At 58.6% G+C, this 18,562-nt stretch carries 23 protein-coding genes and 1 riboswitch; of the genes, 8 read left to right on the top strand and 15 right to left on the bottom strand.

The features are described 5' to 3' along the window. Positions 1-5: 5 nt before the first annotated feature. Both D3870_RS02110 and D3870_RS02105 read right to left on the bottom strand, forming a co-directional pair. Positions 6-596 (bottom strand): SCO family protein, encoded by a 591-nt coding sequence (locus D3870_RS02110; RefSeq protein ID WP_242489830.1) that lies wholly within the window; start codon positions 594-596, stop codon positions 6-8. Further along, positions 583-1,296 carry an SURF1 family protein gene (locus D3870_RS02105; RefSeq protein ID WP_119736264.1) on the bottom strand — a complete coding sequence of 238 codons (714 nt, stop codon included), beginning with the start codon at positions 1,294-1,296 and terminating at the stop codon, positions 583-585. The genes D3870_RS02110 and D3870_RS02105 overlap by 14 nt, the downstream gene beginning before the upstream one ends. Before the next feature lie 71 nt (positions 1,297-1,367). Here D3870_RS02105 and D3870_RS02100 point away from each other — a divergent pair, with 71 nt between their 5' ends. Continuing rightward, complete coding sequence (locus D3870_RS02100; protein WP_119741553.1) at positions 1,368-1,568, top strand: twin transmembrane helix small protein; 201 nt, start codon at positions 1,368-1,370, stop codon at positions 1,566-1,568. Between the two features lie 65 nt (positions 1,569-1,633). Here D3870_RS02100 and D3870_RS02095 read toward each other — a convergent pair whose 3' ends face one another. The 8 genes from D3870_RS02095 to D3870_RS02065 all read right to left on the bottom strand — a co-directional run bounded on the left by D3870_RS02095 (position 1,634) and on the right by D3870_RS02065 (position 7,872). Next, entirely contained in the window at positions 1,634-2,491 is an 858-nt protein-coding gene (locus tag D3870_RS02095; RefSeq protein WP_119741551.1) for a cytochrome c oxidase subunit 3, read from the bottom strand. Positions 2,492-2,520: 29 nt separating this feature from the next. After that, positions 2,521-2,736, bottom strand: coding sequence for a DUF2970 domain-containing protein (locus D3870_RS02090; protein WP_119736262.1), 216 nt, complete (start codon positions 2,734-2,736; stop codon positions 2,521-2,523). A 16-nt stretch (positions 2,737-2,752) separates the two neighbouring features. After that, the gene (locus D3870_RS02085; RefSeq protein WP_119736260.1) at positions 2,753-3,322 is read right to left on the bottom strand and encodes a cytochrome c oxidase assembly protein; all 570 of its coding nucleotides are present in this window, start codon (positions 3,320-3,322) and stop codon (positions 2,753-2,755) included. Position 3,323: 1 nt separating this feature from the next. Next, positions 3,324-3,431 (bottom strand): cytochrome oxidase small assembly protein, encoded by a 108-nt coding sequence (locus tag D3870_RS22640; protein WP_242489829.1) that lies wholly within the window; start codon positions 3,429-3,431, stop codon positions 3,324-3,326. 35 nt (positions 3,432-3,466) lie between these two features. Further along, positions 3,467-5,062 carry a cytochrome c oxidase subunit I gene (ctaD, locus tag D3870_RS02080; RefSeq protein ID WP_119736258.1) on the bottom strand — a complete coding sequence of 532 codons (1,596 nt, stop codon included), beginning with the start codon at positions 5,060-5,062 and terminating at the stop codon, positions 3,467-3,469. A gap of 19 nt (positions 5,063-5,081) precedes the next feature. Continuing rightward, positions 5,082-6,242 carry a cytochrome c oxidase subunit II gene (coxB, locus tag D3870_RS02075; RefSeq protein WP_119736256.1) on the bottom strand — a complete coding sequence of 387 codons (1,161 nt, stop codon included), beginning with the start codon at positions 6,240-6,242 and terminating at the stop codon, positions 5,082-5,084. Positions 6,243-6,275: 33 nt separating this feature from the next. After that, positions 6,276-6,722 carry a DUF2244 domain-containing protein gene (locus D3870_RS02070; RefSeq protein WP_340638426.1) on the bottom strand — a complete coding sequence of 149 codons (447 nt, stop codon included), beginning with the start codon at positions 6,720-6,722 and terminating at the stop codon, positions 6,276-6,278. A 205-nt stretch (positions 6,723-6,927) separates the two neighbouring features. Continuing rightward, positions 6,928-7,872 carry a methyltransferase domain-containing protein gene (locus D3870_RS02065; protein WP_242489828.1) on the bottom strand — a complete coding sequence of 315 codons (945 nt, stop codon included), beginning with the start codon at positions 7,870-7,872 and terminating at the stop codon, positions 6,928-6,930. A 65-nt stretch (positions 7,873-7,937) separates the two neighbouring features. Between D3870_RS02065 and D3870_RS02060 the strand changes: the two genes are divergently transcribed. The 5 genes from D3870_RS02060 to cueR all read left to right on the top strand — a co-directional run bounded on the left by D3870_RS02060 (position 7,938) and on the right by cueR (position 12,489). After that, positions 7,938-8,675 (top strand): ComF family protein, encoded by a 738-nt coding sequence (locus tag D3870_RS02060; protein WP_119736252.1) that lies wholly within the window; start codon positions 7,938-7,940, stop codon positions 8,673-8,675. 13 nt (positions 8,676-8,688) lie between these two features. Continuing rightward, entirely contained in the window at positions 8,689-9,159 is a 471-nt protein-coding gene (trmL, locus tag D3870_RS02055) for a tRNA (uridine(34)/cytosine(34)/5-carboxymethylaminomethyluridine(34)-2'-O)-methyltransferase TrmL (protein ID WP_119736250.1), read from the top strand. A 30-nt stretch (positions 9,160-9,189) separates the two neighbouring features. Continuing rightward, entirely contained in the window at positions 9,190-9,684 is a 495-nt protein-coding gene (locus D3870_RS02050; RefSeq protein WP_119736248.1) for a copper chaperone PCu(A)C, read from the top strand. A 158-nt stretch (positions 9,685-9,842) separates the two neighbouring features. Next, positions 9,843-12,053, top strand: a complete 2,211-nt coding sequence (locus tag D3870_RS02045) for a heavy metal translocating P-type ATPase (RefSeq protein ID WP_242489827.1) — start codon at positions 9,843-9,845, stop codon at positions 12,051-12,053. 10 nt (positions 12,054-12,063) lie between these two features. Further along, positions 12,064-12,489, top strand: coding sequence for a Cu(I)-responsive transcriptional regulator (gene cueR / locus D3870_RS02040; protein WP_119736246.1), 426 nt, complete (start codon positions 12,064-12,066; stop codon positions 12,487-12,489). Positions 12,490-12,543: 54 nt separating this feature from the next. Here cueR and D3870_RS02035 read toward each other — a convergent pair whose 3' ends face one another. From D3870_RS02035 to D3870_RS02015, 5 genes are all read right to left on the bottom strand, one after another. Next, positions 12,544-12,750, bottom strand: coding sequence for a heavy-metal-associated domain-containing protein (locus D3870_RS02035; protein WP_119736244.1), 207 nt, complete (start codon positions 12,748-12,750; stop codon positions 12,544-12,546). Between the two features lie 71 nt (positions 12,751-12,821). Further along, entirely contained in the window at positions 12,822-13,382 is a 561-nt protein-coding gene (locus tag D3870_RS02030) for a TMEM165/GDT1 family protein (RefSeq protein WP_119736242.1), read from the bottom strand. Between the two features lie 7 nt (positions 13,383-13,389). Continuing rightward, positions 13,390-13,575: riboswitch (yybP-ykoY riboswitch) on the bottom strand. Positions 13,576-13,626: 51 nt separating this feature from the next. Then, positions 13,627-14,352, bottom strand: a complete 726-nt coding sequence (locus D3870_RS23160; RefSeq protein WP_158590360.1) for a copper-binding protein — start codon at positions 14,350-14,352, stop codon at positions 13,627-13,629. A gap of 18 nt (positions 14,353-14,370) precedes the next feature. After that, positions 14,371-14,853 carry a D-glycero-beta-D-manno-heptose 1-phosphate adenylyltransferase gene (rfaE2, locus tag D3870_RS02020; RefSeq protein WP_119736240.1) on the bottom strand — a complete coding sequence of 161 codons (483 nt, stop codon included), beginning with the start codon at positions 14,851-14,853 and terminating at the stop codon, positions 14,371-14,373. 127 nt (positions 14,854-14,980) lie between these two features. Then, positions 14,981-15,829 (bottom strand): ferritin family protein, encoded by an 849-nt coding sequence (locus D3870_RS02015; protein ID WP_119736238.1) that lies wholly within the window; start codon positions 15,827-15,829, stop codon positions 14,981-14,983. Positions 15,830-15,962: 133 nt separating this feature from the next. Between D3870_RS02015 and D3870_RS02010 the strand changes: the two genes are divergently transcribed. Together D3870_RS02010 and D3870_RS02005 are read left to right on the top strand one after the other, a co-directional pair. Then, positions 15,963-17,150 (top strand): MFS transporter, encoded by a 1,188-nt coding sequence (locus D3870_RS02010; RefSeq protein WP_119736236.1) that lies wholly within the window; start codon positions 15,963-15,965, stop codon positions 17,148-17,150. A 105-nt stretch (positions 17,151-17,255) separates the two neighbouring features. Continuing rightward, positions 17,256-18,518: an MFS transporter gene (locus tag D3870_RS02005; RefSeq protein ID WP_119736234.1), complete on the top strand. Its 1,263-nt coding sequence runs from the start codon at positions 17,256-17,258 to the stop codon at positions 18,516-18,518. Positions 18,519-18,562 lie beyond the last annotated feature (44 nt).

The raw sequence follows: 18,562 nt of genomic DNA, 5'->3' as shown, positions 1-18,562 counted from the left end.
GATCCTCATCCTATCCGCGATGCCTTCATCAGCTTGTTGAGATCCTTCTTGATCTTGTTGGGATCGGCATCCTTCGGGAAGCGCATCATCAGGTTGCCCAATGGATCAATCATGTAAATATGGTCGGCGGGCGTTGTGCCATTGTCGACGGGCAGCCATGCCTTCAACGCATTGGGGTTGGCGCGCAGAATGTGCGTACCGTCATATTCGCGGATCAGCCTGGTTTCCACCGGCTGATTATCGGTGACCAGCCAGACGCGTTCAATGCGGTCCTTGTCCTTGCCTTGCGTGAGACGAAGCTGGCGCATCTCGTAGAGCTTTGTCTGGCATGGCTCCTGGCAGTCGCCATCGTTAACCTGCAACATGATCCATTTGCCTTTGTAGTCGTCCAGCACGACCGCCTTGCCATCCAGAGTAGTCGTGCCGAGTGCGGGCATAGGATACGTTCGCGGGTCGAGCAGCGAACCATAATTGGTCCTCCCTTCCGGCTTGATCACGAAATAAGTGAGATAGGAGGCGATCATCGGTGCCGCGCAGATGGCAATCACCGCAAAAAGCTTCCAGCGTCCAGTCCTTTGCTGCTTATTGTCTTCCACGTCGAAATCCCGTTACCAAAAAAAATACGAAAGCCGTTGCCGCCAGCGCATACCATTGAAACGCGTAGCCGAAATGCTTGTCGATGCCGCTGGATGGCCGCGGCCAATCGCGCATCAGACCATCATGCGTGTCGTTCAGCTGCTCGATCATAAATGGTTGGATCGGCATGTTTGCCGCTTGCGCCAATGCCTGAATATCCAGATTTTGCACAATTGCATTCGGGTGAAGTGCTTCCGGCGTACCGAGCTGCAGCACCCTGCCAGCGTTGCGCCGCACCACGCCCTGAATCTCGACAATACCCGGCGGAACAACTATCGGCGGCAGCTTCTTCCTGTCTGTGAGATCGCGCTTTACCCACCCCCGCGCCACCAGCACATGACTATCAGATCCGGCAATTTTCAACGGCATCAACATGTAAAATCCAGCTGCGCCATTGTGCGGGCGATTGTCCAGATAGACCGCCCAATCCCGGACAAATTCCCCACGGACAATTACTCGCCGGTACTCCAACGCGCCCATTGTCCTTGTGACATCGTCCAGCAAAATCGGAGGTGCATCCTCTTGTGCAGACAAATGCCGCTCTATGGCTTCCTTGTCCGCCGCGCGGCGCATCTGCCACTGCCCCAGCGACACTCCGACCGCAATCGCCATCGCGGCAGCAACAAATGGCCCCCATCCGAAGCGGAATTTAATTCGCATTACAATGTCGCTTTACAGTACATCCTCATTTTGCACAGGCATTGGCCCATCCGGTGACCGTGCATGCCATCATGAAAATATTTGTTGCCGTAGCCTTCATACTCATTATTGCGAGTCTTGCTTCCGCCTTGGTGTTTCTCATGCGGGACAAAGGAAAGAGCAATCGAACAGTCAAGGCATTGGCATTCCGCGTCGGATTCTCCGTGGCGCTGTTCGCATTGATACTGATTGCGCACCAACTCGGCTGGATCCAACCGACCGGGATTCGATAGGCAACAGACAATCCGCCAGTAAAAAAGCCGCACCGAAGTGCGGCTTTTTATTGATTGACGCCGGATTACAGCCAGTACACGACAACATACAGACCAAGCCAGACCACATCGACAAAGTGCCAGTACCAGGCGGCTCCTTCAAACGCGAAATGTTGCTCGGCTGTGAAATGCCCCTTCAATACGCGGTACAGCACGACGGCCAGCATGACCGCCCCCATGGTCACGTGGAAGCCATGGAAACCTGTGAGCATGTAGAAGGTCGAACCATAGATACCTGACGTCAACTTCAAATTCAATTCGCTGTAGGCATGCATATATTCATAAACTTGGAAGCCCATGAATATTGCGCCAAGCAGAATTGTTGCAAACAAAAAGAGCGCCGTCTTGCCACGTTGACCGGCACGGATTGCATGATGCGAGATAGTCAGGGTGACACCCGACGTCAGCAACAAGGCCGTGTTAATGGTGGGAACCCAGAACGGCCCCATCTTCACAAACGGATCGACAGTTCCGGCCGGCGTATTCCCCCACTGTGCAGCGAAATCCGGCCACAGCACTTTATGATCGAAATCGGCCAGCCAAGGCATGGTGATGGCGCGAGCGTAGAACAACGCACCAAAGAAGGCGGCGAAGAACATGACTTCGGAGAAAATGAACCAGCTCATGCTCCAGCGGTACGAGACGTCAATGCGGCTGCTGTACAGCCCCCCCTCGGATTCGGCAATCGCATCGCCAAACCATTTGTACAGTACGACGATCAGTGCCAGGATACCGATCACGTTGACGGCTGGCGCCCAGCCGATGCCATTGACCCACGCCGACGCGCCAACCATCGTGACTAACAGCGATACGCCCGCCAAGACCGGCCATTTGGATGGGCCGGGTACGAAGTAGTACGGCGCACTAGCGTGTTGAGAACTCATCTCCATCTCCCGATACAAAATTCAAATAGTTACTTTGCAACGACACTGTTGACGATGATTAACAGTATCGCGATAAAAACCATGGCTCCAATCACACCGGCAATAATTACATGCACGGGATTGAGTTGCTGCGCATCCTTCTCGTAATCGCTTTTCTTTCGCACTCCGAAAAACGACCAGAATACCGCTTTTACTGTCGCGCCAAAGGATGCCTTGCGTTGCACCGTTTTCTTCAAATCATCCATTTGCGCAACTCTTCATCTAGCTTGATTTCTTGCCCGGCCCGCCGATTTCAAAAAAGGTATATGACAGGGTAATCGTCTTCACATCCTTCGGCAGCGCCGGATCAATAAAGAACACCACCGGCATCTGCTTTGCCTCATTGGGGCCGAGCGTTTGTTGCTTGAAGCAGAAGCACTCCATCTTCTTGAAATACGGTGTCGCCTGCTGCGGCGCATAGCTTGGAATCGCCTGCGCATCAATGTTGCGCTCTTGCGTATTCACGACCTCGTACATCACCTGCGCCATTTCACCTGGATGCACCTGCATGCTGGCGACCGTCGGACGGAAACGCCATGGCCCTTGCGCATTTGCATCAAACTCAATGGTGATGGTGCGGCTTTTATCTATCTGCGTGTTCTTGACATCCTCGACCGTCACATCTTTCGGGGTCAGGATGTTGACACCAATGACTTCACATATCTTTTTATATACCGGCACCAGTGCATACCCGAAGCCGAACATCAGCACCGCAATCACCAGCAGCTTGCCCAGCATCTGGACATTCAGCTTGCGGATTGAAGCCCCATTGTCTTGATCACGCGATTCCATTTCAGCTCAACCAAAGCCGCTTGACGAACAGGCCGAGGAAAAACATCAACGCAACAATCAACAGGATCAAGGCGGTCTTGAGATTGCTCGGCTTCTTTTGATCAGACATAAGTGCATTCAGGCGGGCTTGCGCCCGCTTGCCAATCATTTCACTGTAGGCGGTACTTCAAACGTATGGAAGGGGGCCGGACTAGGAACAGTCCACTCCAAACCTTCTGCACCGTCCCACGGCTTGTCGCCCGCCTTTTTGCCCCCCTTGATGGACGGCAATACAACTGCGAAGAGGAAATATACCTGCATCAACCCGAAGCCGAACGCACCGATCGACGCAATCATGTTGAAATCGGTGAATTGCGCCGGGTAGTCAGCATAGCGACGCGGCATACCGGCCAACCCCAGGAAATGCATCGGGAAGAAGGTGATGTTGAAGGTGATCAGCGAACCCCAGAAATGGATCTTGCCGCGCGTTTCGTTGTACATGAAGCCGGTCCACTTCGGACCCCAGTAGTAGTAACCGGCGAACAATGCGAACAGCGAGCCGGCGACCAGCACGTAGTGGAAGTGCGCGACCACGTAATAGGTATCCTGCATCTGGATGTCGATCGGCGTCACGGCGAGAATCAGACCAGTGAAACCGCCTATCGTAAACACGAAGATGAAGCCGACAGCAAACAGCATCGGCGTCTCGAAGGTCATCGAGCCTTTCCACATCGTCGCGATCCAGTTGAACACTTTCACGCCAGTCGGCACCGAGATCAGCATGGTCGCGTACATGAAGAACAACTGCGCCGTCACCGGCATGCCCGTGGTGAACATGTGATGCGCCCAGACGATGAACGACAGGATCGCGATCGATGCAGTTGCATACACCATCGATGCATAGCCGAACAGTTGCTTGCGAGCGAAGGCCGGAATGATCTGCGACACGATGCCGAACGCCGGCAGGATCATGATGTAGACCTCGGGGTGGCCGAAGAACCAGAAAATGTGCTGGTACATCACCGGATCACCGCCGCCAGCGGCGTTGAAGAAGGACGTGCCGAAGTGACGGTCGGTCAAGGTCATCGTGATTGCACCTGCAAGTACCGGCATCACGGCGATCAGCAGGTAGGCGGTAATCAGCCATGTCCAGCAGAACATCGGCATCTTCATCAGCGTCATGCCCGGAGCGCGCATGTTCAGGATGGTGACGATGATGTTGATCGAACCCATGATCGACGATGCGCCCATGATGTGCATCGCGAAGATACCCATGTCCATGCCGATACCCATCTGGGTCGACAGCGGTGCATACAGCGTCCAGCCGGCAGCAGTCGCACCACCCGGCACCAAGAACGAGCCGGCCAGCAGCAACGCAGCCGGCGGCAGCAGCCAGAATGAAAAGTTGTTCATCCGGGCGAATGCCATGTCGGACGCACCGATTTGCAGCGGCACCATCCAGTTCGCGAAGCCGACGAAGGCCGGCATGATCGCGCCGAACACCATGATCAGGCCGTGCATCGTGGTCAGCTGGTTGAAGAATTCAGGCTTTACCAGTTGCAGGCCGGGCTGGAACAGCTCGGCGCGGATACCCAGCGCCAGCACGCCACCTGCCATTAACATGACGAAGGAAAACCACAGGTACAGCGTACCGATGTCCTTGTGGTTGGTTGCAAACAGCCAACGCTGCCAGCCGTGGGGATGGTCGTGCGCGTGGTCGTGAGAATGATCGTGTGCGTGATCGACTGCGGTGGTGCTCATCTCAATCTCCTAAATTCAATTACTTGCGCGCAGCCAGCACTTCAGCCGGTTGAACAATATTTTCCTGAGCCTTGTTGGACCAGCTGTTGCGTGTGTAGGTAATCACAGCGGCGATATCGGTATCCGACAGCACCCCCTTCCACGGCGGCATTCCTCCCTTGCCGTTCAACACCATATTGATTTGAGCCGCCTTCGGGCCCGTTACCATCGCGGAACCGTCCAGTGCCGCGAATGCGCCCGGAACACCCTTGCCGTTGGCCTGGTGACAGGCGACGCAGTTTGCCGCATACACTTTTTCGCCACGCTGCTTCGACTCGTCGATAGTCCAGACCTTGTTCGGATCGTCGGCCTTGGCCGCCATTTCCTTCTTCTTGCCTTCGGTCCACTTCTTGTAGTCTTCGTCGCTTACCACATTGACGACGATCGGCATGAATGCATGGTCCTTGCCGCACAGTTCCGCGCACTGACCGCGATACACGCCGATCTTTTCAGCCTTGAACCAGGTATCGCGGACGAAGCCGGGGATCGCATCCTGCTTCACGCCGAATGCCGGGATCATCCATGCATGGATCACGTCATTGGCGGTCAGCACCAGACGCACCTTCTTGTTGACCGGCACGACCACTGGATTATCCACTTCGATCAGGTAATTGTCGTTCTTGGTCTTGGTCGGATCAACGACTTGCTCGTGCGGCGTGGACAACGCCGACAGGAAGGAAATGCCTTCGCCTTCGCCCTTCAGATAGTCATAGCCCCACTTCCACTGCATGCCGGTGACCTTGATGGTCAGGTCGGCATTGGAGGTGTCCTTCATGGCCACGACGGTCTTGGTCGCCGGCAATGCCATGCCGATGACGATCAGAAATGGCACGACGGTCCATGCGATTTCAACCGCAGTGCTTTCATGAAAAGTAGCCGGCTTGAACCCGACCGATTTGCGGTGCTTGATGATCGAATAAAACATGACGCCGAACACCGCGACGAAGATCACCAGACAGATGACCAGCATGAGCGTGTGAAGGGAATAGATTTCCTCCGCAATCTTCGTCACCGGCTGGTGGAAGTTGAGCTGACGCACAGCCGGACCGCCCGGACTATCGACCACCGCCCATGACGGGATACCTGCCGCCAAGAGCGACGCACCAAGCATCAACGATTGAAGGCGCTTCGCATGTTTCATAGTTTCCTCAAAAGCCCAAAATTAGAATTCTGCCTACTTTGCCGATGCCAGCGCACGCCGTAACTCGTGTGCAAACTCGTGCTTTTTCTGCTCTGTCAAAAATCTGCCGACCTCAACGCGCGTACCGTTCGCCTCCAGGCCGATCAATTCATCGGGCGACTCGGGAACATCGACCAGCGTCCGGTGCGGATTCAGCTTGTATTGCCGGATCCGCTCTATCTGAATCAACTCCACCACGAGACAATCGTCGACCAACTCGATGTGCTCACGATCGGTGGCATGGCGTGCGTAGATGAAAAAAGCCCACCCCACCGCCGACACTTCCACAATCGCGAATCCGAGGACGTACCAGGCACCATGCACAGTGAAAATCGTCGCAACCAGCAGCGACATGAAGCACAACGCCGCGTAAGCCAAAGCCAGCTGACGCGGCGAAATCGAGCAATTACGGCTTAAGGTCCACTCTTGCCTGTTCATCATTGATCACTTCAGCCAATGAACCGACCAGTATTAGCACTGTGCAAAACTGTGGAAGTATAAGTCTGAAAGACTCTTGTTATCAAGCAGAAAAACATTTTTGAAACCCCGCAAGCGCGTTGATTTTCAGCCCTTTATCGCTCTTTTTGCGTGCTTTTGCATTGATATTTTGATCACATTGATTCGCCGCCGACGAACCTGCGTTGTTTCATTTTCTATGCAGATCCAGACGGATAATGGCTTCGCCGGCCGCCGTTGTCCGGGGAGCCGGACGGAAGGCGTGGCCGTAAATGATTTCGAAAGTCAGCGGGATGCGCCCATCCGAACGACGATTCTGCTCCAGAGAATGCACAACGGCGGCCCACGCCTTGCGACCCATCAATCCTCGACGTCGGGTCGCCAAAGGGTTTCCGCCCCATGCGCGCACGTCGGCCAGCAACTTGTGCACGCTTTCATAAGTGACGGTGATGGTTTCCATATCCATCACCGGCGTCGAAAAGCCGGCATTGATCAGCATGTCGCCGAAATCATGCATATCGACGAAAGGCAATGCATGGACCGCGGCATCATCGACTGTTGCAAACGCTGCGCGCAGCTCCTTGAAGGTATCGGGTCCGAAGCAGGAAAACATCAACAGACCGTCGACTGCCAGCACGCGCCGCCATTCCGCGAAGACGCGATCCGGCTGCGGGTGCCAGTGCAAGGCCAGATTCGACCAGATCAGATCGACCGCATGCATGTTCAGCGGCAACTGTGCGAAGTCACCGCATATCAGCCGTGGCGCGGCATGTGCTCCGCCGCCGAGCTTGGCGGGAAGCCATTTGCTCAACAAGCGATTCATCGAGGAATGCGCGCTGGCGAATTCATTGCGCGCGGCAGCCGGCATTGCCGCCGATGCATCGATGCCCAGCACCTGCGCATCCGGAAAGCTGCCTTGCAACACCGAGAGGTCCGCGCCCTGGCCGCAACCGGCATCGAGTACGCGCGCCGGATCGATTTTCACCAGGGCGAGGCGCTCGTGCATCCGGTTCGCGATTTCGCGGCGCAAGAAGTCCGAGTCTGCGACACGCGCCGGATTGCGAAACAAGTGACGGACGCGCTGCAAGTCAATGGGCGCACTCAATCTGGCGCTGTCGGAAGGAGGATGTTGCAAGGGCAATCCATGCGTGGAATGAGATAATCCGCTCAAGTTTACACGTTTGAAAGCCTTGTTGCGTCATGCTTTTCCGTTTGCGCGATTGGCCGCAACGCATTGCGGCCAGCCTGTCCATGCTGATTCCCGGCTCCTGCGCGCTGTGCGGCGAAGCCGGTTCGGACTCGCTATGCGCGGGATGTCATGCGCAATTTTTCAGCAAGCGTGCGCACCGTTGCCGGCAATGCGCCAGCCGTCTTCCGACAGCTACGGCGGATTCCGCGGCAGTTTGCGGCGAATGCCTGAAAAATCCGCCCGCATTCGACGCGACAATTGTGGCCGCAGACTATGCGCCGCCGATCGATCAACTGGTGCTGGCGCTGAAATTCGGCAACCGGCTCGCGCTGGCGCCGTTGTTTGCGCGGATGCTGCACAATACGGCGATGGACGCGGCCTTGCCGACACGCCTGACCGCCGTGCCGCTCGGCTCGCAGCGCCTGGCCGAGCGCGGCTTCAACCAGGCGCTGGAAATTGCCCGGCCGCTGTCGCGCGCGCTTGGCGTTAAACTGGACGCGAAGCTGGTATCGCGCCTGCGCGACACGCGAGCACAGGCGCTGCTGCATCCCGATGAGCGGCACAGGAACGTTCGCCGCGCATTCATCGTTCCGGATCACGCCATCGATCGCGTGCGCGGCCAGCATGTCGGCGTGATCGACGACGTGATCACCACCGGCGAAACGCTCAATGAAATTGCGGCAACATTGAAGCGATTCGGCGCAACGCGCGTCACCAATTTCGTCTTTGCGCGCACCTTGCAAAAATGACAGGAGAGTGTCCTTGTTTCACGTAGTACTGGTCGAACCGGAAATCCCGCCCAACACGGGCAACATCATTCGGTTGTGCGCCAACACCGGCGCGCAATTGCATCTGATCGAGCCGCTCGGCTTCCCGCTCGACGATGCGAAAATGCGGCGCGCCGGCCTCGACTATCATGATTACGCGACGATGAAGGTGCATCGCGACTGGGCCGCTTTCATCGCCAGCGCATCCCCCGACCCGTCGCGCATGTTCGCGTTGACGACGCATGGCTCGACGCCGTTTGCAAGCATGGCATTCCGGCCCGGCGATGTCTTCGTGTTCGGAGCGGAAACCCGGGGACTCGCTCCCGCCCTGCGCGAATCCTTTCCGGCGTCACAACGCATTCGCCTGCCGATGCGTCCGGACAATCGCAGTCTGAATTTGTCAAACACGGTGGCGGTTGTCGTCTATGAAGCCTGGCGGCAAAACGGTTTCGCCGGCGGCAATTGATTTTTCGTTTTTTCTTCACAAAGGTTCAACATGCAATTCCGTTCTTTCCATCGATTCTTCCTTGCTGCCGCATTCATGGCGAGTGCATTGGCGCATGCGCATGACTACAAGGCGGGCGATTTGCGCATCGATCATCCATATGCCCGCCCGACCGTGCCGAATCAGCCAAGCGGCGGCGCCTATATAACGATCGAGAACAAAGGCACAGCGAGCGACAAGCTGGTCGGCATTGCCTCGCCCATCGCCAAGGCCGTTGAAATTCATACCATGTCGATGGACGGCAACATCATGCGGATGCGTGAAGTGCCGAACATCGAGTTCAAGCCTGCAAGCAAGACGACGATGAGACCGGGCGACGGCTATCACTTGATGCTGATCGGCTTGAAGCAGCCGCTCAAGACGGGCGACAAGTTTCCGATGACGCTGACTTTCGAGAAAGCCGGCAAGGTCGAGATATCGGTCTGGGTGGAAGACAAGCCGGCGAAAGACGGCGGCAAAGAAGAGACTGCGCATCACCGCCATTGATGCAGGAATGCCATTCTTCACATGCACCGAAACCGGCTTGTCTTCACGTGTTTGCGGTGCGTGTTTCGTTGCCTCCACATACCAATCCTGCACTTGACCTTCCCATCATGGGAGGGCTGACACTGTGATCATTCTCCACTCACGACAGAGATCCGATCATGAGCAACGCCCAACCTTTCCAGGCGGATTCACATAGAGAACTGTCCATCGACATCAAGGGAATGACTTGCGCCTCGTGCGTTGCGCGCGTGGAAAAGGCATTGCGCAAGGTCGATGGAGTTCTTGAAGCAAGCGTCAATCTGGCGACGGAAAGTGCGCGCATCCGCGCAGCAGGCGGCATCGGCCTTGACTCCATTCTCAATGCAGTAGACAAGGCCGGCTATCAGGCCACGCCGCAGCGCGCGAAAGCGGAGCCGTCTGCTCCGCATCAAGGCGGATTGGCGGTCCTGCTCGCCGCGCTGCTGTCGCTGCCGCTGGCCGCCCCGATGGCACTGGAGCTTGCCGGCATCGAGGCAGCGCTACCGGGCTGGCTGCAGCTCACCCTTGCAACGCCGGTGCAGTTCTGGCTCGGTGCGCGCTTCTATCGCGCCGGCTGGAAGGCCGTGAAGGCGCGCTCCGGCAACATGGACTTGCTGGTCGCACTGGGCACCAGCGCCGCATATGGCTTGAGCGTGTATCAACTTCTGATCCATGGCGAGGACCACATGCCGCATCTGTATTTCGAAGCGGCCGCAGTGGTGATCACGCTCGTGCTGCTGGGCAAATGGCTGGAAGCGCGCGCGAAGAAACAGACCACCGCCGCCATCCGCGCATTGCAACAGCTGCGTCCCGAGTCGGCGCGCGTGCGACGGGATGGGATCGATGTCGACATGCCGCTGGAGCAGGTGCGCCTGGGCGATATCGTGGTGATCCGGCCGGGCGAGCGTGTGGCGGTGGATGGCGTCGTCATCGAAGGCAGCAGCCAGATCGACGAATCACTCATTACCGGCGAGAGCCTCCCGGTGCCGAAGCTGGCGGGCGACAAGGTCACCGGCGGTTCGATCAATGCGGACGGCTTGCTGCTGGTGCGCACCGATGCCATCGGCGCCGAAACCACCTTGTCGCGCATCATCCGCATGGTGGAGGATGCGCAGGCGGCGAAAGCGCCGATTCAGCATCTGGTCGACAAGGTCAGTGCAGTCTTCGTGCCCATCGTGTTGCTGATTGCGCTGGCGACCTTCGCTGGGTGGTGGTTCAACGGCAACGGTGTCGAAGTCGCGATCATCAATGCGGTCGCCGTGCTGGTGATCGCCTGCCCGTGCGCGCTCGGTCTGGCAACGCCGGCTGCCATCATGGCCGGCACCGGCATCGCTGCGAAGCACGGCATCCTGATCAAGGATGCGGAAGCGCTGGAGATTGCACACGACGTCACGGCGGTCGTGTTCGACAAGACCGGCACCCTGACCGAAGGCAGGCCGCAAGTGGTCGCGATGACATCGCTTGGCATCGAGCGCAACGCGCTTCTGCAATTGGCCGTGTCGATTCAAAGCGGCAGCGAACATCCGCTGGCCCGCGCCGTCATCGACACTGCAAACGGGCTCGGCATTGCACCGCTTGCCGCAAGCAATGTGACCGCCCTGCCTGGCCGCGGCATCGCAGCGACGGTTGCCGACCGCGAATTGCGCCTTGGCAGCCGGCGTCTGATGGACGAAGCGGGTATTGATTGCGGGCCGCTGCAGCAGCATGCGGAAACGCTGGAGCATGCCGGCCATACCGTGTCATGGCTGGCGTCGATCGGCGACGCCAGCCAGTTGCTTGGATTGATCGCATTCGGTGATCGCATCAAGTCGAACGCGCCGCAATCGGTCAGGCAGCTGCAGTCGCTCGGCATCGATACCGTATTGATGACTGGCGACAATCGCGGCAGCGCGAGATCGGTCGGCGAGCAACTGGGCATCAGGCATGTCGTCGCCGAAGTGCTGCCGGCCGACAAGGCCGGCAAGGTCAAGGAATTACAGCGCGATGGACATGTGGTGGCGATGGTTGGCGACGGCATCAACGATGCCCCCGCGCTGGCCGCCGCCGACGTCGGCGTGGCGATGGCCACCGGCACCGATGTGGCGATGCATGCGGCGGGCATCACATTGATGCGCGGCGATCCCGCCCTGGTTGCCGCCGCGATCGACATTTCGCGCCGCACCTACGGCAAGATCCGACAGAATCTGTTCTGGGCGTTTATCTACAATCTTGTCGGCATTCCGCTGGCAGCCTTTGGATTGCTCAATCCGATGGTGGCCGGCGCAGCGATGGCATTCAGCTCGGTCAGCGTGATCAGCAATGCGCTGCTGTTAAGACGCTGGAAGCCTTCCAGCGATCGTCAGTCACAGTGAGGGATGAAGGATGAATATTGGAGAAGCGGCCGTCGCATCCGGTGTCACGGCCAAGATGATTCGGTACTACGAGAGTATCGACTTGATCAAGGAAACAAAACGCAGCGATGCCGGTTATCGCAAGTACGGTGAGAAGGAGTTGCACACGCTGCGCTTCATCAAGCGCGCCCGCACCCTCGGTTTTTCGCTGGAACAGATTCGCGAGCTGCTGTCGCTGTGGCAGGACTCGGCGCGTGCAAGTTCGGACGTGAAAGCCATTGCGCAAGCACACGTGACCGATCTCGACAGGCGCATTCTCGAACTGACGGAAATGCGCGACACCTTGAGCAATCTGGCGCACGCCTGCGCCGGCGATCACCGGCCGGATTGCCCCATTCTGCACGGCCTGTCTTCGGCGGCGGATGGCGCATGTCACAAGCGTGATGCAAGCCACTGAGCGGCAATGAAAAAACGGGGCGTTGAAAATTGCCCCGTTTCCATTTCCCTCATTTCACACAAGGCTTGCTGCAATCACCGGATAACCGGCTTCGCTGACAGCATCCTTGATGGCATCCATGCTCTCCTTCGACTCGACACGCACGATGCCGCGCTTCAGGTCCACATCGACCTTTGCCGCGCGATCGATGCCGAGCACGGACTTGGTGACCATGCTGACGCAGTGATTGCAGCTCATTCCTTCGACACGCAATTCATACATGACAGACTCCTTGATTGATGACATGTTCAGGGTATGCGTTCCCACCGTGGCAAGGTCAAGGGAATCTCGCATCACCCCATCGTCAGCAGCGCCGCAACGCCCAGCAACGCAAATATTGCAGCGGAAATATAACGAACCAGCTTGAACGGAAAGTTCGGCGACGCGACCTTGCCCAGTATCACCGCCGGCACATTGGCAATCATCATGCCGATGGTCGAGCCCATCACCACCTGCAACAGATCAGGAAATTTTGCGGCGAGTGCAACGGTGGCCAGCTGCGTCTTGTCGCCCATTTCCGCGATGAAGAATGCGACGCATGTGATCAGGAACACACCGTAACGGCCGCGCACCTTTTCATCTTCCTCCATCTTGTCCGGGATGAGCGTCCACCCCGCGATCAGCAGGAACGAGATGCCGAGAATCCAGCGCAACGCGGCAGGATCCAGCATGCTGCGTATCCATTCGCCGAGCATGCCGGCCAATGCATGATTGAGGACGGTCGCAACCAGAATGCCGGCAATGATCGGAACCGGGCGCTTGAAGCGCGCCGCGAGCAACAGTGCGAGGAGTTGGGTCTTGTCGCCGATTTCACCGACGGTGACGGCCAGGGTAGAGACGAAGAAAGCTTCCATTCGGGGTAAGGCGGATCGAGCGAGAAAAAACCAATGACACGTACATCTCTCCCGCTCAATCCTTGAAAACGGAGATGTACATGTCAAAGGTCTCGCCAAGCCGACAGGCCGGATGCGCCATGACCAATGCGGGTCAAGTTTGTTGACGCATCCCCTTCAATGCAGAAGGAGGCTACTCCCCAATGACAAGAAAGCGTGCGTATTGTAGGGCAAATTGCTCCGGAATGCGATGCTTGCCGAATCGTCAATTCATTGTTTCAATCTTCACCACCGTCAATGCACCGCCTGTCTTGTCGGCAGCGAATCGGATCTTGTCGCCCGGCTTGACCTGGTCGATCATCGCGGCTTCCTTGACGCGGAACGCCATCGTCATGCCCGGCATGTCCAGATTGGTAATCGGGCCATGCTTGATCGTCAGCTTGCCTGCGGCCTTGTCCACTTTCTTGATCTCGCCTTCGGTCATCGCGGGCTTCATTTGCGCAGCAGAGCCTGCTGCGTTTTTTGCCGGTGCGCCATCGTAATGCCGATACACGGAATGACTGCCGTCTGCCTTGACCAGCAGAACGTCATAGGGATCGCTGCGCGCCCCGTCCACTTCCATGCCAGGCGAACCGAGCGGCATCGCGGGCACCGCCAGGCCTTTGGCCTTCGGTCGCTCGGCGAGCAGGCGCTTGACTTCGCTGGCGGGAACGTGGCCTTCGAGCGCATAGCCGTCGACGCGCGCCGAATGGCAGGAGCCGAGTTCCTGCGGCATGCCGAACTTGCTGCGGTAGTCCGATGGACTCGGCACGTCGTGCGCGTTGACCTTGAATCCATTCGCCTGCAAATGCTCGATCCACTTGCTGCAGCAACCGCAAGTTGCACTCTTGTAGACGTCGATCGCCGGCAGCGCGGCCGCGGCATTGAACGCAAAACCGGACATGGCAAGTACGGCAGCCGAGATTGCCTGAATGAAGTTGCGTCGTTTCATGGTTGTCCTTTCGATTTCCTATCGTGCGTTGTTCCTGACTTTCGACAACAGCCTGGTGGTCGAGCGGTCATGCTCGAAATCGATCGCCACCGCGCGGCCGCCGTACGCCAATACCGCCTGCCCTTCCGGAATCGCGCTCATGTCGTAATCGCCGCCCTTGACATAAATCTCCGGCCGCGCTTCCTGCACGACTTCAAGCGCAGTATCTTCGTCGAAGGACACGACCAGGCTCACCGCTTCCAGCGCGGCAAGGATTGCCATGCGGTCTTCGCAGGCATTGATCGGGCGGTCGTCGCCCTTGCCGAGACCTCTGACCGAGGCGTCGGTGTTGACCGCGACCACCAGCGATGCGCCGAGCGCGCGCGCCTGCGCGAGGTAGGTCACGTGACCGCGATGCAGAATGTCGAACACGCCGTTGGTCAGGACAACCGGTTTGGGAAGCTGCGCGACGCGCGCCTGCAACTCGGCGCGGGTGCTGATTTTTTTCTCGAATTCGGGCATGGCAAAACGAAGTTTCAGTGAAGGTCAACTGCGCAGCAAGTCAAGCAGCTTCAGCTGCGACCGGAACCAAAATAAAAAAGCCGCAAGCGATCCTGCTTGCGGCCTTGGCTTGCATGAAGCGCCTGTTTCAGGCGGTTTTCAACTGCGCCAGGCGGCCGGTGACTTCCTTGCGGTAGCGATTCAAATCCTGCGCCGTTTCAAACGTGCGGTCGAACAGCAGCGACAGGTTGTGCAGAATGCGGTCGACGACCTTCTTTTCCCATTCGCCATCGAACTTGATCTGGCCGTCGAGCCAGCGCTCCAGCCAGCCCGGATCGGGCAGGCGGCTTTGCACGGTGTCATTCGGAAACAATGCCTGGTTGACGTGCAGGTTGGTCGGATGCAGCGGCTTGTCAGTGCGGCGGGCCGATGCCATCAGCACGCCGATTTTCGCGAACGCGGCGCGGGCGGTGTCGCCGGCTTCATTCAGCGCCTTTTTCATGTAGCGCAGGTAGGCGCCGCCGTGGCGCGCCTCGTCCTGGCTGATGATCTTGTAAATCTGCTTGATGACCGGCTCGGTGTGCCAGTCGGCGGCGCAGCGATACCAGTGGTTCAGGCGGATTTCGCCGCAGAAGTGCAGCATCAGGGTTTCCAGCGGCGGCGCGGGATCGAATTCGAAGCGCACGTTGTGCAGCTCTTCCTCGGTCGGCACCAGGTCCGGGCGGAAGCGGCGCAGATATTCCATCAATACCAGCGAATGCTTTTGCTCTTCGAAAAACCAGACCGACATGAAAGCGGAAAAATCGCTGTCGCCACGGTTGTCGCGCAAAAACATTTCAGTTGCGGGCAATGCCGACCATTCGGTGATCGCGTTCATCCGAATGGTTTGTGCCTGTTCCTCGGTCAGTTTGGACGCATCGAACTGGTCCCATGCGATATCCTTTTCCATGTTCCAGCGGACTTGCTCAAGCGACTTGAATAGTTCAGGGTACAGCATATGCGCCTTAAAAATTGAGTTAAGTGTTTGATTTTACCAAGAAAACCGGCTGGATCGCAGTTGCTTTCTTGCAATAGTGCAACATGCCCGGACAAACTTGCATTCATTGCAATTTCAATCTGATGGCCTCCCCATGCGTGACGTAACGGCATCAACAATATCTCCTCGAATCCCGCGTACCGTGTGGTTGCTGGGCCTGGTCAGCATGTTGATGGACATGTCGTCGGAAATGATCCACAGCCTGCTGCCGGTATTCATGACGGTCGTGCTGGGAGTCAGCGCCACCACGGTCGGCATCATCGAAGGCGTGGCGGAGGCGACGGCGCTGATCGTGAAGGTGTTTTCCGGCGTTCTCAGCGACTATGTCGGCAAGCGCAAGTGGCTGACCGTGCTCGGCTACGGACTGGGCGCGCTGACCAAGCCGCTGTTTGCCATCGCGACCGGCGCCGGCTGGATATTGGGCGCACGCTTCCTCGACCGCATCGGCAAGGGCATACGCGGCGCGCCGCGCGACGCGCTGATCGCGGACGTCACCGTGCCCGCCAATCGCGGCGCGGCATTCGGTTTGCGGCAATCGCTCGATACGGTCGGCGCATTCGTCGGGCCGCTGGTGGCGATGGGCTTGATGCTGCTGTGGGCCAACGATTTCCGCGCGGTGTTCTGGGTCGCGGTCATTCCCGGCATGCTCGCGGTGGCGATGCTGGTATTCGGCGTCAAGGAACCGCAGCGCCATGCATCATCGGGCCCCCGCGCCTTTCCGATTTCGCGGGCGGCGCTGCGTCAGCTTCCAGCCGCTTACTGGTGGGTGGTGGCGGCCGGATCGGCGCTGACGCTGGCGCGATTCTCCGAGGCTTTTCTGGTGCTGCGCGCGCAGCAGGGAGGACTGGCGCTGGCGCTCGTGCCGCTGGTGCTGGTATGGATGAACGTGGTGTATGCCGCATGCGCATATCCGCTCGGCATACTCGCCGACCGCATGCGCCACCGCACGCTCCTGATGATCGGCATTGTGTCGCTGATCGCAGCCGACCTGCTGCTGGCGGCCAGCGGCAGCCTGCCATGGGTTGCCGGCGGCCTGCTGTTCTGGGGCTTGCACATGGCGGCGACGCAGGGACTGCTGGCGGCGATGGTGGCCGACGCCGCGCCGGCGGATTTGCGCGGCACGGCTTTCGGCCTGTTCAATCTCGGCAGTGGCCTGGCGATGCTGGCCGCGAGTGTCCTGGCTGGATTGCTGTGGGACCGGCTGGGACCGGCTGCAACGTTCCAGGCGGGCGCGGTGTTTGCCGGCATCGCCTTGCTGTTGTTGATGGTTTATCGGGAATAGCGCGTTGTCGATTTGCGCGCAAGCAGGCGATGCGGAGTTGCCGCACAATGGACGGCTCGACAGCCGTCAATAAAAGAAAGTCAGGCCGCACGCTGCGGCACAGCCATGAGCCGACCCACACCTTCCAGCCCTGCACAAGCGCCTATCAAGAACGAACGCCTGCTTCTCTTGACCCTCGCCGGAATCCAGTTCACCCATATTCTCGACTTCATGATCATGATGCCGCTCGGGCCGCAACTGCTGCGCCTGCTGAATATGGATACGCATGAATTCGGCCTGCTGCTGTCGTCGTACACTTTCACTGCCGCAGCCTCGAGCCTGCTGGCCGCAAGCTACGTCGACCGCTTCGATCGCCGCAAGCTGCTGCTGACGCTGTATGTGCTGTTTGCATTGGCCACCCTGTGCTGCGGTCTCGCGCCCAACTTCACCTTCCTGCTGATTGCGCGTGCGCTGGCCGGCGCATTCGGCGGCATCCTGGGAGCCATGGTGCAGACCATCGTGGCCGACGTGGTGCCGTTCGAACGACGCGGACAGGCGATGGGTACGGTGATGGCAGCATTTTCGCTGTCGACCGTCGCCGGCGTACCGCTCGGTCTGTTCCTCGCGACGCATATCCCCGCGCTCGACTGGCGCGCGCCCTTCTTTTTCATCGTGCTGCTGTCTGCGGTGATTCTTGCACTCGCGTGGAGGCAGTTGCCGAGCCTGACCGCGCACATCGACAGGCCGAAGCAGGGCAATGTGCTGCAGCAGATCGTTGCGGTTGCCAAGGAACCGAACCACGTGAAGGCCTTCGTGTTCATCTCGCTGCTCACGCTGGCCGGCTTCACCGTGATCCCGTATATCGCGCTGTATTACACCGCCAATGTCGGCATCTCCGATGCATTCATCACGGTCGTGTATCTGTGCGGCGGCGCGGCGACCTTCTTTAGCTCGCGTCTGATCGGCCGCCTCGCCGACCAGCACGGCAAGCTGCGGACTTTCCGCTGGCTGGCGCTGGCTTCGCTGGTGCCGGTGCTGGTCACGACGCATCTGGTGCCGGTGCCGTGGTGGCTGTTGCTGATCAATTCGACCGTGTTTTTCGTGCTGGTTTCCGGGCGCTTCATTCCGGCCATGGCAATGCTCACGGAAGCGGCAGCGCCGCCCGTGCGCGGCACCTTCATGAGCCTGGTGTCGTCGGTGCAGATGATGTCGTCGGGCGTGGCGTCATTGATCGCGGGCCTGATCATCAAGCAGACGACAAGCGGGCAGGTCGCGCATTACAACCTCGTTGGCTACATTGCCGTGGCGTGCGGGCTGTTGAGTCTTGTGGTGGCGAGCCGATTGAAGAGTGCGTCCGCGACCCTCGCACGTGCAGAGCCTCATGCGTGACGCCGAGTGCGCAAGCTGAATCCAGACCCGCCGGAAGCGGGACT

The sequence above is a fragment of the Noviherbaspirillum cavernae genome (assembly GCF_003590875.1).
Taxonomy (GTDB): Bacteria; Pseudomonadota; Gammaproteobacteria; order Burkholderiales; family Burkholderiaceae_D; genus Noviherbaspirillum; species Noviherbaspirillum cavernae.
The sequence above is the reverse complement of the archived record's forward strand: the minus strand, read 5'-3'. Positions and strand labels throughout refer to the sequence as shown.

Coding starts and splice junctions, on each gene's coding strand:
- D3870_RS02005 (WP_119736234.1), top strand. CDS start 17,256: ATGAGCCGACCCACACCTTCCAGCCCTGCACAAGCGCCTATCAAGAAC.
- D3870_RS02060 (WP_119736252.1), top strand. CDS start 7,938: ATGCTTTTCCGTTTGCGCGATTGGCCGCAACGCATTGCGGCCAGCCTG.
- D3870_RS02105 (WP_119736264.1), bottom strand. CDS start 1,296: ATGCGAATTAAATTCCGCTTCGGATGGGGGCCATTTGTTGCTGCCGCG.
- D3870_RS02015 (WP_119736238.1), bottom strand. CDS start 15,829: ATGCTGTACCCTGAACTATTCAAGTCGCTTGAGCAAGTCCGCTGGAAC.
- D3870_RS02100 (WP_119741553.1), top strand. CDS start 1,368: ATGAAAATATTTGTTGCCGTAGCCTTCATACTCATTATTGCGAGTCTT.
- ctaD (WP_119736258.1), bottom strand. CDS start 5,062: ATGAGCACCACCGCAGTCGATCACGCACACGATCATTCTCACGACCAC.
- rfaE2 (WP_119736240.1), bottom strand. CDS start 14,853: ATGCCCGAATTCGAGAAAAAAATCAGCACCCGCGCCGAGTTGCAGGCG.
- D3870_RS02010 (WP_119736236.1), top strand. CDS start 15,963: ATGCGTGACGTAACGGCATCAACAATATCTCCTCGAATCCCGCGTACC.
- coxB (WP_119736256.1), bottom strand. CDS start 6,242: ATGAAACATGCGAAGCGCCTTCAATCGTTGATGCTTGGTGCGTCGCTC.
- D3870_RS22640 (WP_242489829.1), bottom strand. CDS start 3,431: ATGTCTGATCAAAAGAAGCCGAGCAATCTCAAGACCGCCTTGATCCTG.
- cueR (WP_119736246.1), top strand. CDS start 12,064: ATGAATATTGGAGAAGCGGCCGTCGCATCCGGTGTCACGGCCAAGATG.
- D3870_RS02050 (WP_119736248.1), top strand. CDS start 9,190: ATGCAATTCCGTTCTTTCCATCGATTCTTCCTTGCTGCCGCATTCATG.
- D3870_RS02045 (WP_242489827.1), top strand. CDS start 9,843: ATGAGCAACGCCCAACCTTTCCAGGCGGATTCACATAGAGAACTGTCC.
- D3870_RS02070 (WP_340638426.1), bottom strand. CDS start 6,722: ATGATGAACAGGCAAGAGTGGACCTTAAGCCGTAATTGCTCGATTTCG.
- D3870_RS23160 (WP_158590360.1), bottom strand. CDS start 14,352: ATGAAACGACGCAACTTCATTCAGGCAATCTCGGCTGCCGTACTTGCC.
- D3870_RS02095 (WP_119741551.1), bottom strand. CDS start 2,491: ATGAGTTCTCAACACGCTAGTGCGCCGTACTACTTCGTACCCGGCCCA.
- D3870_RS02090 (WP_119736262.1), bottom strand. CDS start 2,736: ATGGATGATTTGAAGAAAACGGTGCAACGCAAGGCATCCTTTGGCGCG.
- D3870_RS02030 (WP_119736242.1), bottom strand. CDS start 13,382: ATGGAAGCTTTCTTCGTCTCTACCCTGGCCGTCACCGTCGGTGAAATC.
- D3870_RS02035 (WP_119736244.1), bottom strand. CDS start 12,750: ATGTATGAATTGCGTGTCGAAGGAATGAGCTGCAATCACTGCGTCAGC.
- D3870_RS02085 (WP_119736260.1), bottom strand. CDS start 3,322: ATGGAATCGCGTGATCAAGACAATGGGGCTTCAATCCGCAAGCTGAAT.